Genomic DNA, 10,928 nt, shown 5'->3' on the forward strand with positions numbered 1-10,928 from the left:
ACTATTCTCTGGGTAATGATTTTAGCATTGATTATTCGGCGGTATGTCGCAGATTTGTAACGAATGGGCAGAAGAACGATTGCGGGCATCGGGTTGCGAATTTATAATAAAAACCGGTTCTAATTTTTATAAAACAGTTGCGATGAGGTGATAAATGGCAGTTGCAGATTTGGATAAACAGCCAGATTCTGTCTCTTCAGTATTGAAGGTTTTTGGCATCCTGCAGGCGCTTGGCGAAGAGCGTGAAATTGGTATTACCGAACTATCTCAGCGCGTCATGATGTCAAAAAGCACCGTTTATCGCTTTTTGCAGACCATGAAGTCGCTGGGCTACGTTGCCCAGGAAGGGGAGTCCGAGAAGTACTCCCTGACGCTGAAGCTGTTCGAGCTGGGCGCGCGCGCGCTGCAGAATGTCGATCTGGTGCGCAGTGCGGATATTCAGATGCGCGAGCTGTCGCGCCTGACGAAAGAGACTATCCATCTGGGCGCGCTGGACGAAGACAGTATCGTCTACATCCATAAAATCGATTCGATGTACAACCTGCGCATGTATTCGCGCATCGGCCGCCGCAACCCGCTGTACAGCACCGCCATCGGCAAAGTGCTGCTGGCGTGGCGCGACCGCGCCGAGGTGGAGCAGATCCTCGAAGACGTCGAGTATAAGCGCAGCACCGACCGGACGATCACCAGCACCGAAGAGCTGCTGGGGGTTCTGGACAGCGTTCGTCAGCAGGGCTATGGCGAAGACAACGAAGAGCAGGAAGAGGGGCTACGCTGCATTGGCGTACCGGTCTTTGACCGCTTTGGCGTAGTGATTGCCGGGTTGAGTATCTCTTTCCCGACGCTGCGCTTCTCGGAGGAGCGTCTGCATGAATACGTTGCAATGCTGCACACCGCGGCGCGTAAAATTTCTGAGCAGATGGGCTATAACGACTATCCGTTCTGACAGCGGCGGGCGCTAGCTGCGTCGGGCTACAGCGAGAAGAGGCTTCCTGCTGTAGCCCGGAGCGGATTAACCTTTGTCGATAACGGTTTCGCTTTTACGCAGAACCGGACAGTCGGTCAGACCAATAATACCGCTGTCAGAGTGAACGTACTGCACGGTTGTGGTACCGCGAGCGGTCAGATATTTACACTGGAGGCCCAGCCCCGCTGCGTTCTCATTGCTGCCAATCAACATGCCGTAGCCGCTTAATAATACGCCAATCCATAAGATAGCCAGTACTACAATCGTACGAATGATCAATCGCATTGTCGCCTCATAATTTGTATTATCCTCGGCGTTTATTTTGACAGGTACACGAGTTGAAACAAGTCTATGATTCTGAAACTTGCGTTTCGTATTACAGTTAGCCGCGGTTTAAGATGAGCGTGCTATCCTGGCAACATCTGGTATTGATGCGGAGTGTGGAGTGAAAAAATTACGCTGGGTTTTGCTGATTGTTGTCATAGCGGGCTGTTTGTTGCTGTGGACTCAGATGCTTAACGTAATGTGCGATCAGGATGTGCAGTTTTTCAGCGGCATCTGCACCATCAACAAATTCATCCCCTGGTAAGACATTTTTATTACGACTGATTTTCTTCTGCTGCGCGGGTGGTAGAATAAACGCCTTCTCTTTGAGGTGGTGAAATGAGTGAGTTACTAAGTCCTGGGATCGTAAATCTGGCATCGCTGGCGCTTTCCATTGTGCTGTTGCTTGTCGGCCTGTTGTTATGGTTTTTTGTTAATCGCGCAAGTTCGCGCGCTAACGAGCAGATCGCGCTGCTGCAGGCTCTGCTGGATCAGCAAAAGCGCCAAAACGCGCTGCTGCGTCGTCTCTGCGAAGCCAATGAGCCTGAGAAGGAAGAGGTTGCCGAACCTTCAGCCGTTGAGAAGGGGAAGGATGACGACGACTTTATCCGTCTCGTCGCTGAGCGGTAGCTGGTAAACGGGTGTACACCGCGCTGGTGTACGCCTGCCTCATCGCCTTACGCAATAACTTATTCTTATCCTTGCGCACTTATTGCCACATTTCTTATGTCACTTAATGTGTTAGCGATCGCAATTTTATCCAATAAGCTATGGATTTTTGAGCTATTCAAATAAAATAATAACATCGTGATTTAATTGCATGATGAAAGCGTGTGTCATCGAAATTTCATTATTAAGAGGCAATATAAACACTATTTGCCGCGTGGTTAACAGCATTTAATTAACCCTGCATATTCTCGGCCTAAGCCAATTTTCAACTATCAATATGCGCGTTTATGCGCATCGTTATGCAGCTATGCGCACGTAACCCTTCAAAATTGGCAGGGTGCATGCATGGCGGGCTGGACGGGGCGAAGTTGTTGAGCTACGGTGAAAAAGTTGCAGCTATCATCCATGCATAATCGGCTGTTTGCCGCGCGGCCCGGGATTAACGGCAGGCGAGAAAAGACGCATAAACGTGCAGTTGGTCAAATGATTCCCTTATATTTTGTGCGAAGGATCGAGAGCCGTTTAAAAATGGCTTGCCATTATTAACGTTGTATGTGATAACACCTTTCGGGTTAAACGAGGTACAGTTCTGTTTATGTGTGGCATTTTCAGTAAAGAAGTCCTGAGTAAACACGTTGTCGTTGAATACCGCTTCTCTGCCGAACCTTATATTAGTGCCTCATGCAGTAGTGTGTCAGTTTTATCTATGTAAGCGCCTGCGGGCGAAGAAAACAGTCTAAGGAATTTTGCAAATGGCAAAGATTAAAGGTCAAGTTAAGTGGTTCAACGAGTCTAAAGGTTTTGGCTTTATTACTCCGGCTGATGGCAGCAAAGACGTGTTCGTACACTTCTCCGCTATCCAGGGTAATGGCTTCAAAACTCTGGCTGAAGGCCAGAACGTTGAGTTCGAAATTCAGGACGGCCAGAAAGGTCCGGCAGCAGTTAACGTAACTGCTATCTGATTCAAGACCACTCAGCTTGTAAAGAAAGCCTCGCCTTTGCGGGGCTTTTTAGCGTTTATTGCAAAACATTTCCGATTTTCCCCCTCCGTTGCGCTTTGTTGCAAAACAACACCTTTATTAGCACTGTTTCGCATCCTGTTTTGTCGATTTTCTGTTAAATCAGAGGGTTGCAAAATAATGCTGGAGCTACGGTGCAAAAGAACAAAACTAAGACAGGCGCGAATTTCACCCCGATTCGCTTTGGGCTACTGTGCGCAGCGATCCTCAGCTGCCTTGGGCTGCTTTTAGGCCGGGTGGGATGGCTGCAGATTGTCTCCCCCGATAATCTGGTTAAGCAAGAGGATATGCGTTCGCTGCGCGAAGAGCCTATTGACGTTCAGCGCGGGATGATAAGCGACCGCGAGAATCGCCCGCTGGCGGTCAGCGTACCGGTTAGCGCTATCTGGGCCGACCCGCAAACGATCCTCGAGAAAGGGGGCGTCGGCTATGGCCCGCGCTGGCAGGCGATGGCGGAAGCGCTGCACCTTAACCTGAGCGACCTGGCGAAACGGGTTCAGGATCATCCCCATATGCGCTTTGTCTATCTGGCGCGCCAGGTTAACCCGGAGCAGGCCGAGTGGATCGATAAGCTGCATCTGCCGGGGATTAACCTGCGCGACGAATCCCGACGCTTTTATCCGGCGGGTCACGTTGCGGCCAATCTGCTTGGTTTTACCAATATCGATAATCAGGGCATTGAAGGGGTTGAAAAAAGCTTCAACGCCCAGCTGACCGGAAAGGCCGGGCGTCGGCTGGTGCGTAAAGATCGCCACGGCCACGTGATTGAAAATATCACCGAGGTGGCGGCGGTTCCGGCGCACAATTTACAGCTGAGTATCGACGAGCGGCTGCAGACGGTCACCGAGGATGCGCTGGATAATGCGGTCAGCTGGAACAAGGCCGAGTCCGGAGCGGCGGTGCTTATTAAGATTGATACCGGCGAAATCCTGTCGATGGCCAGCTATCCGGACTTTAACCCCAATAATCGCGATAACGCCCGGCTGGATGATTTCCGTAATCGCGCCATCAGCGATACCTTTGAGCCGGGCTCGACGGTGAAGCCGCTGGTGCTGATGACGGCGCTGCAGCAGGGGATTGTGCAGCCTGACAGCGTGGTGGATACCCATCCTTTCGTTCTTGACGGTCACCGCATTCGCGATGTCGGCTACTACCCGGAGCTGACCCTCACCGGCATTCTGCAAAAATCCAGCGATGTCGGCGTCTCGCACCTGTCTCTGGCTATGCCGGTCCAGCACCTGATCGACACCTATAAGGCCTTTGGCTTTGGCGACCCGACGGGCCTCGGGCTCACCGGGGAAAGCACGGGGCTGATGCCCCAGCGCCGCTACTGGGGCCAGCTGGATCGCGCGACTTTCTCTTTTGGCTACGGCCTGATGGTCACCCCGTTGCAGCTGGCGCACGTCTACGCCACCATCGGCGGCTTCGGCATCGAGCGGCCGCTGTCGATTACCCGCATCGATCCGCCGGTTATCGGCACGCGAGTGATGCCGGAACAGATCGTCCATGAGGTAGAGCATATGATGGAGAGCGTGGCGTTGCCGGGCGGCGGCGGGACAAAAGCGGCCGTCCGCGACTATCGGATTGCGGTAAAAACCGGGACCGCGAAAAAAATTGGCCCGGACGGCAAGTACATCGATAAATATGTTGCCTATACCGCGGGCGTGGCGCCGGCCAGCAACCCGCAGTTTGCGCTGGTGGTGGTGATCAACGACCCCAGCAACGGCTCTTATTACGGCGGGGCCGTTTCGGCGCCGGTATTTAGCCAGATAATGGGCGACGTCCTGCGTCTCGAAAACGTCATGCCGGACGGAATGCCGGCGGGCTCGGACAATCTTATCGTTATGCATAACGACGAGAGCCTGCCTCCGGCGCTGTAACAGTGGTCTGAAAGAGCGAATAACGCTACACTTTCGCTCTTTCAGCGACACCGGAGTTGTCATGTCTTACAGTTGCCCCCTTTGCCACGCGCCGCTTGAGCGCCGCGAAAATAGCTATATCTGCCCGCAGTGGCACCAGTTTGATTTAGCGAAGGAGGGATACGTTAACCTGCTGCCGGTGCAGTTCAAGCGCTCGCGCGATCCGGGCGACAGTGCGGAAATGATGCAGGCGCGACGCGCCTTTCTCGATGCCGGTCACTACCAGCCGCTGCGTGATGCGATCGGCGAGTTTCTGCAGACCTGTGCGCCAGCCGACCTGCTGGACATCGGCTGTGGCGAGGGTTACTACACCCACGCGTTTGCCGCTATTTCAGCCCGCTGCTGGGGCCTCGACGTCTCTAAATCAGCGGTTCGCGCGGCGGCCAGGCGCTATCCGCAGGTGAATTTCTGCGTCGCTTCCAGCCAGCGTCTGCCGTTTGCTGATGCCAGCTTTGATGCGGTGGTGCGGATCTACGCGCCCTGCAACGCGCTCGAGCTGGCGCGGGTGGTCAGACCCGGGGGCTGGGTGGTTACCGCGACGCCGGGTCCGAAGCATCTGCTTGAGCTGAAAGGCCTGATTTACGACGAGGTGCATCTGCACGAGCAGAATGCGGAAGAGATGACCGGTTTTTCCCTGCGCCATGAGCAGCAGCTGGCTTATCCCATGACGCTAAGCGGAAGTGAGGCCGAGGCGCTGCTGCAGATGACGCCGTTTGCATGGCGGGCGAAACCGCCGGTGCGCGAGACGCTGCGCCAGCAGGCGCTATTCGGCTGCCAGACCGATTTTATGATCCACTGCTGGCAGCGTGATGCCTGATAGCTAACCGGCGAAGTGGCTCCAGAGAATTTCTGCCCCGATCCCGATCAGCACAATCCCGCCGAGAATTTCAGCCCGTTTGCCAAGCAGCGGGCCGATAAACCGTCCCAGCATAATACCCAGCGTTGACATCACCATCGTCGCGCAGCCAATCGCCAGCGCGGTGGCAATGATGTTCACCTGCAGGAAAGCCAGACCGACGCCGACGGCCATGGCGTCAAGGCTGGTGGCAATGGCGGTGGTGACCAGCAGCCAAAAGCCGTGACGATGGGGCGCTTCGCACTCCTCGTCAACGCCGCCGCGAAATCCTTCAATGACCATTCGGCCACCGAGGAAAACCAGCAGCACAAAGGCAATCCAGTGATTCCACTCGAGGACGAACTGGCTGGCAAGCATCCCCATTCCCCAGCCGACAAGCGGGGTCAGCGTTTCAATCGCGCCGAAGATAAGCCCGGTACGTAACGCTTCGGAAAATTTAGGTTTGTGGAGGGTGGCACCCTTACCGATAGAGGCAGCGAAGGCGTCCATGGACATGCCAAAGGCCAGAAGAATCGTTGCGGATAAGTTCATGAGTGCGTCCTGACCGGGGATATTCCATATGACACATCGCTGCCCCCAGTAAATATACGCAATAACTCTAATGATTATATATTGCGCACCGCAGTGATATGCCTATGGTCTCGCCTGATTGAATGCGTTCTTCAACCCGTACGTGCCACGTTTTGCAACGAGTATGTTGACACGTACATCTTCTGTCCTGGCGGACAGAAGATCGGCTACTCCCCAACGACGGGCGCAACCTTAACATATTTTGAGAATATAAAACAATAACACGATTTAGATATTTTAATAACCAAATGATAACGATTTTCATTTGGATTTAGGTGTCAACAATTGGTTAATAAATATGAGAGAAGTGGCCAGAGGGAATATAGCAATGGCTATATATCCCTCTGCCGAAATGGGCTGAAATATAGCGCAGGCTATATTTTTAACTTACTGAGTTGAAACGAGAAGTTTGTATATTTTTTCCAGATCGTCGATATTTCGTACGCGAATAAGCAGGCGTCTTTGCTCTAATTGCATCACCAGCACGCCGTCTTCCGATAAATTCATCTCTTTAATACGCTTATATTCAATCCAGATATTGGCGAAGAAAAAACCAGACTCTTTGAAGATGATCTTCGGCGTGCGGATCCAGAACAGGTAGAGTCCCATTAATGCCAGAGCAGATAACAACCAGGTGGTGATGAGCGCGCCGTGGCTAACAATGTTGTTATAAATCAGGATGGCGGTGAGACCGACGAAGATTATCCCGTCAACGCGGCTGCGGCGGAGCAGGGGAATGGCCAGCAGCTGCGGGCCGTTACGGCGCGGCATAATAAACTGGTCATAAATCGCAAATGCCAGCAGAAGCAAAATAAACAGAACCAGCACCAGATCCGTGAGAGTCATCCATCCTCCGAACAAAAGCTAAAAAAAAGCCGGGGGCAGGCCCCCGGCGTACAGCAGGATAATTACAGCCCCAGCAGGCCGATGGCGTAGCCAACGATACCGATGACGAAGAAGCCAACGATGATCCACAGGGCGTTAACTTTCTTACGCAGCAGCCACATACAGGCGAAGGTCAGCAGCAGAGGCACCAGGCCCGGCATCAGCTGGTCAAGGATAGTCTGCACGGTGGTCACGCGAGTCTGGCCATCCTGACCGGTGATGGTGGATACCACCAGCGGGATGTTCACGTGCGTCCACTTGTTAACCAGTGCCCCCATGACAAACAGGCCGAGAATCGATGCCCCCTCGGTCAGTTTCTGCAGGAAGCCGCCGCCCATATCCTTAACGATGTCGATACCTTTACGGTAACCGTACGCGACGCCGTAGTAACGGGTCAGTAGACGTACGGCGTTAAACAGGATAAAGAACAGCAGAGGACCGAGCAGGCTGCCGCTCATCGCGATACCGGCGCCCAGCGCCGCGAATACCGGACGCACGGTACCCCAGAAGATCGGGTCACCTACGCCTGCCAGCGGGCCCATCAGGCCGACTTTGATACCGTTGATGGCACCATCGTCGATCTCCGCGCCGTTGGCACGCTGCTCTTCCATCGCCAGCGTTACGCCGAGAACCGGCGCCGCAACGTAAGGGTGAGTGTTAAAGAACTCAAGGTGACGCTTAATCGCCTGCTTACGCGCATCGTTATTCTCCGGGTACAGGCGACGAATTGCCGGCACCATAGAGAAGCAGAAGCCCAGCGCCTGCATACGTTCGAAGTTCCATGAACCCTGGAACAGGTTAGAACGAATGAACACGCCACGAATATCACTCTGAGTGAGTTTTTTCTCGGTGGTATTTTTAGTCATATCAACCATTTCGCTCACCTGTTAGTCCAGTTCGTTATCGAGATCGTTATTACCAGCAGCCTGCGCTGGCGCACCCGCTACGCGGTTGTATTTCGGGCTAAGCTGGATGTAGAGGATGGCCATTACGGTACCAATCACGCCCAGAGCAACCAGGTTGAAGTTGGTGAACGCAGCGGTAACGAAGCCGAGGTAGAAGAACGGCATCAGATAGCCTGCGCGCATCATGTTGATGACCATCGCGTAACCAACGACCACGATCATGCCACCCGCGATGTTCAGACCGCCGGTGACCACTTCCGGAATGGCGTTCAGCAGACCCTGGACTTCGCTGGTACCGACGGAGATAGCGACGATAACGGCCGGGATAGCGATACGCATGGCCTGCAGGAACAGAGACGAAACGTGAAGCCAGGAAATGGCCGTCAGGTTTCCGCTCTCCGCCGCTTTATCCGCAGCGTGCTGGAAGGCAACGGTGATCGTACGAACGATAATGGTCAGAACCTGGCCTGCTGCTGCCAGCGGGATAGCCAGCGCGATACCGGCACCAATGCTCTGGTGGCCGGCGATAACCAGCACGGTCGAGATGATGGACGCGAGGGCGGCATCCGGCGCAACGGCGGCGCCGATGTTCATCCAGCCCAGGGCGATCATTTCCAGGGTACCACCGATAATAATACCGGTTTTCATATCCCCGAGAACGGCACCAATCAGCGTACAGGCCACCAGAGGACGGTGGAACTGAAATTCATCAAGTACCGACTCCATACCCGCAATACACGCGACGATGAACACCAGCACAATCTGAAGAAGGGTAATCTCCATTGTACTTCTCCTGTTGATTAAGTCTTAAGTTGAAAAATCAGGCGCGAGCGCAGGGTTATTTATTAACCTTGGCGATCAGGTCCATCATTTTCAGTTTCTGGTCGGTGGAAACTTTGCGTGCTTCCAGTTCGATACCGCGGGCGTTCAGCTTCCTGAACGCTTCAATATCTTTCTCATCGACCGAAATTGCGTTGTTCACCTGCGTTTTACCCTGGCGGAAAGCCATGCCGCCGATGTTAACGGTGGTGATATTCACGCCACCTTCCACAACGCGCTCAACGTCAGTTGGGTTAGTGAACAGCAGCATAATGCGCTCGCCGGCGTATTTGGGGTTGTTGTAGACGCGGATCATTTTAGCCACATCGACAACGTGGGCGGTGACGCCCGGAGGTGCAACCTGAGTCAGCAACGTTTTGCGTACGGTATCGGCGGCGACTTCATCGCTGACGACAATAATACGGGTGACGTTGGTTTCTTTGGTCCAGCGGGTCGCGACCTGTCCGTGGATAAGACGATCGTCGATACGCGCCAGGCCGATAACCATGTAATCGTTTGGACCCATCGGTTTAGCTGGGGTTGCCGCTCGCGGCGCTGCCGCCTGAACGGGAGCCGGAGCCGCTTTTTCTACCGCTTTCGCTTTCAGCGCCTTAACGCCTTCACGACCGGTTTCCACCGCTAACGCCACCAGCTCGTCGAACGACGGATCGTCGTCACGGGCCATCAGCGTTTCAACCAGCATGGGAATGTTAACGCCGGCGATGACTTCGTAGTGTTCTTTATCGACGACAATGCGGCTCGCAGCGTTGAACGGGCTGCCTCCCCACGTATCGACGAGAAACAACGCGCCTTTAGTCGTGTCCAGCTTCGCCAGCTGTGCGTTGTACTTCTCGATCAGCGTTTCGGCGTTTTCACCGGGAACGAAATCAATCCAGCCAACGTTTTCCTGCTCGCCCAACAGCATTTCTGCCGTCTTCAGCAGCTGTTCTGCAGCCCAACCATGTGTGCCTATTACAATAGCAATCGTCACTTGCTACCTCCTTTATTATGGTGAATGCATCATCTGTTGTGATACATCCTGAATCACTCTTGCGGACAAAATCGATTCAGTAAGGGTGTAAGATCTAAAATAATCACTACAGCGAATTATTTTAGATAGTGAAAAAATAATTAATGTGATGAAGATCCGTTAATCACGTATCTACGAACAATAATTTCGCGGCGCAAAAAATAGCCTTAGCTATTGCAAAAACAGGTAAATTTTTTTCCAATCCGGTTCTGTTTTTTGCTATGTTTAGCTTCCGTTTAACTACTCAGGAGTATAGGGCATAAGCCCGCTGTATGGACCCTCATCGACGTCTTTTCACCCTTTGGCACCTTGCTGCCACCGCTACCTGCTACGCTTTTTTACCAGCAACAATTGTCTCGCCTGCGCATGACATAGCGATGACTGCGTCCGTCGTTAACTGGAGCAACTCATGGAATTCTTAATGGATCCCTCTATTTGGGTCGGCCTGTTGACGCTGGTCGTCCTCGAGATCGTGCTCGGTATCGACAACCTGGTATTTATCGCCATCCTTGCGGATAAACTGCCGCCAAAGCAGCGTGATAAAGCGCGCCTGATTGGCCTGTCGCTGGCGTTGTTCATGCGTCTGGGGCTGCTGTCGGTTATTTCGTGGATGGTGACCTTAACCAAACCGCTGTTCAGCATCGCTGATTTTTCCTTCTCCGGGCGCGATCTTATTATGCTGCTGGGGGGGATATTCCTGCTGTTCAAGGCGACGACCGAGCTGCACGAGCGGCTGGAAAACCGCCAGCACGATGCCGGTCACGGGAAAGGTTACGCCAGCTTCTGGGTGGTGGTGCTGCAGATCGTCGTGCTTGATGCCGTGTTCTCGCTGGATGCCGTGATTACCGCCGTGGGCATGGTGAATCATCTGCCGGTGATGATGGCGGCGGTGGTGATTGCGATGGCCGTGATGCTGCTGGCCTCGAAGCCGCTGACCCGCTTCGTCAACCAGCATCCGACGGTGG

At 53.6% G+C, this 10,928-nt stretch carries 12 protein-coding genes, 2 pseudogenes and 1 riboswitch; of the genes and pseudogenes, 8 read left to right on the forward strand and 6 right to left on the reverse strand.

Annotated elements, in window-relative coordinates:
- Positions 1-154 precede the first annotated feature (154 nt).
- A complete protein-coding gene (gene kdgR / locus PFH44_RS04665) occupies positions 155-946 on the forward strand; it encodes a DNA-binding transcriptional regulator KdgR (RefSeq protein ID WP_045859170.1) in 792 nt (263 codons plus the stop codon).
- Positions 947-1,012: 66 nt separating this feature from the next.
- Here kdgR and PFH44_RS04670 read toward each other — a convergent pair whose 3' ends face one another.
- A complete protein-coding gene (locus PFH44_RS04670) occupies positions 1,013-1,252 on the reverse strand; it encodes a YobH family protein (protein ID WP_041146202.1) in 240 nt (79 codons plus the stop codon).
- A 160-nt stretch (positions 1,253-1,412) separates the two neighbouring features.
- Here PFH44_RS04670 and mgrB point away from each other — a divergent pair, with 160 nt between their 5' ends.
- The 6 genes and pseudogenes from mgrB (at position 1,413) to rlmA (ending at position 5,715) form a co-directional block, all read left to right on the forward strand.
- Positions 1,413-1,556: a PhoP/PhoQ regulatory lipoprotein MgrB gene (mgrB, locus tag PFH44_RS04675; protein WP_041146201.1), complete on the forward strand. Its 144-nt coding sequence runs from the start codon at positions 1,413-1,415 to the stop codon at positions 1,554-1,556.
- Between the two features lie 74 nt (positions 1,557-1,630).
- Entirely contained in the window at positions 1,631-1,921 is a 291-nt protein-coding gene (locus PFH44_RS04680) for a YebO family protein (RefSeq protein WP_045859168.1), read from the forward strand.
- A 634-nt stretch (positions 1,922-2,555) separates the two neighbouring features.
- Positions 2,556-2,700 (forward strand): annotated as a pseudogene (locus tag PFH44_RS04685) (DUF2627 domain-containing protein).
- 12 nt (positions 2,701-2,712) lie between these two features.
- Positions 2,713-2,922 carry a transcription antiterminator/RNA stability regulator CspE gene (gene cspE / locus PFH44_RS04690; protein WP_001062678.1) on the forward strand — a complete coding sequence of 70 codons (210 nt, stop codon included), beginning with the start codon at positions 2,713-2,715 and terminating at the stop codon, positions 2,920-2,922.
- A gap of 191 nt (positions 2,923-3,113) precedes the next feature.
- The gene (gene ftsI, locus PFH44_RS04695) at positions 3,114-4,859 is read left to right on the forward strand and encodes a peptidoglycan glycosyltransferase FtsI (RefSeq protein WP_045859166.1); all 1,746 of its coding nucleotides are present in this window, start codon (positions 3,114-3,116) and stop codon (positions 4,857-4,859) included.
- Between the two features lie 61 nt (positions 4,860-4,920).
- Positions 4,921-5,715 carry a 23S rRNA (guanine(745)-N(1))-methyltransferase gene (gene rlmA, locus PFH44_RS04700; protein ID WP_283824436.1) on the forward strand — a complete coding sequence of 265 codons (795 nt, stop codon included), beginning with the start codon at positions 4,921-4,923 and terminating at the stop codon, positions 5,713-5,715.
- Positions 5,716-5,718: 3 nt separating this feature from the next.
- On the opposite strand, the gene mntP is transcribed toward rlmA, so the two are convergent.
- The 5 genes from mntP to manX form a co-directional block, all read right to left on the reverse strand.
- A complete protein-coding gene (gene mntP, locus PFH44_RS04705; protein WP_283824437.1) occupies positions 5,719-6,285 on the reverse strand; it encodes a manganese efflux pump MntP in 567 nt (188 codons plus the stop codon).
- A gap of 116 nt (positions 6,286-6,401) precedes the next feature.
- A riboswitch (yybP-ykoY riboswitch) is annotated at positions 6,402-6,512 on the reverse strand.
- A 199-nt stretch (positions 6,513-6,711) separates the two neighbouring features.
- Positions 6,712-7,170, reverse strand: a complete 459-nt coding sequence (locus PFH44_RS04710) for a DUF986 family protein (protein ID WP_283824438.1) — start codon at positions 7,168-7,170, stop codon at positions 6,712-6,714.
- Positions 7,171-7,232: 62 nt separating this feature from the next.
- On the reverse strand, positions 7,233-8,084 hold the full coding sequence (locus PFH44_RS04715; RefSeq protein ID WP_041146195.1) for a PTS mannose transporter subunit IID: 852 nt from the start codon (positions 8,082-8,084) through the stop codon (positions 7,233-7,235).
- 12 nt (positions 8,085-8,096) lie between these two features.
- The gene (locus PFH44_RS04720) at positions 8,097-8,897 is read right to left on the reverse strand and encodes a PTS mannose/fructose/sorbose transporter subunit IIC (protein ID WP_045859157.1); all 801 of its coding nucleotides are present in this window, start codon (positions 8,895-8,897) and stop codon (positions 8,097-8,099) included.
- Positions 8,898-8,952: 55 nt separating this feature from the next.
- The gene (gene manX, locus PFH44_RS04725) at positions 8,953-9,924 is read right to left on the reverse strand and encodes a PTS mannose transporter subunit IIAB (protein ID WP_045859155.1); all 972 of its coding nucleotides are present in this window, start codon (positions 9,922-9,924) and stop codon (positions 8,953-8,955) included.
- Between the two features lie 448 nt (positions 9,925-10,372).
- Between manX and yoaE the strand changes: the two are divergent.
- Positions 10,373-10,928 (forward strand): annotated as a pseudogene (gene yoaE, locus PFH44_RS04730) (CNNM family cation transport protein YoaE); the annotation flags it as partial.

It is taken from the genome of Klebsiella sp. Ech2A, from assembly GCF_030078455.1.
GTDB classification, from domain to species: domain Bacteria; phylum Pseudomonadota; class Gammaproteobacteria; order Enterobacterales; family Enterobacteriaceae; genus Klebsiella; species Klebsiella terrigena.

Excerpts from the sequence above, each read along its gene's own strand:
- kdgR (WP_045859170.1), top strand. The coding sequence starts at position 155 with ATGGCAGTTGCAGATTTGGATAAACAGCCAGATTCTGTCTCTTCAGTA.
- PFH44_RS04670 (WP_041146202.1), bottom strand. The coding sequence starts at position 1,252 with ATGCGATTGATCATTCGTACGATTGTAGTACTGGCTATCTTATGGATT.
- PFH44_RS04680 (WP_045859168.1), top strand. The coding sequence starts at position 1,631 with ATGAGTGAGTTACTAAGTCCTGGGATCGTAAATCTGGCATCGCTGGCG.
- cspE (WP_001062678.1), top strand. The coding sequence starts at position 2,713 with ATGGCAAAGATTAAAGGTCAAGTTAAGTGGTTCAACGAGTCTAAAGGT.
- rlmA (WP_283824436.1), top strand. The coding sequence starts at position 4,921 with ATGTCTTACAGTTGCCCCCTTTGCCACGCGCCGCTTGAGCGCCGCGAA.
- mntP (WP_283824437.1), bottom strand. The coding sequence starts at position 6,285 with ATGAACTTATCCGCAACGATTCTTCTGGCCTTTGGCATGTCCATGGAC.
- PFH44_RS04710 (WP_283824438.1), bottom strand. The coding sequence starts at position 7,170 with ATGACTCTCACGGATCTGGTGCTGGTTCTGTTTATTTTGCTTCTGCTG.
- PFH44_RS04715 (WP_041146195.1), bottom strand. The coding sequence starts at position 8,084 with ATGGTTGATATGACTAAAAATACCACCGAGAAAAAACTCACTCAGAGT.
- PFH44_RS04720 (WP_045859157.1), bottom strand. The coding sequence starts at position 8,897 with ATGGAGATTACCCTTCTTCAGATTGTGCTGGTGTTCATCGTCGCGTGT.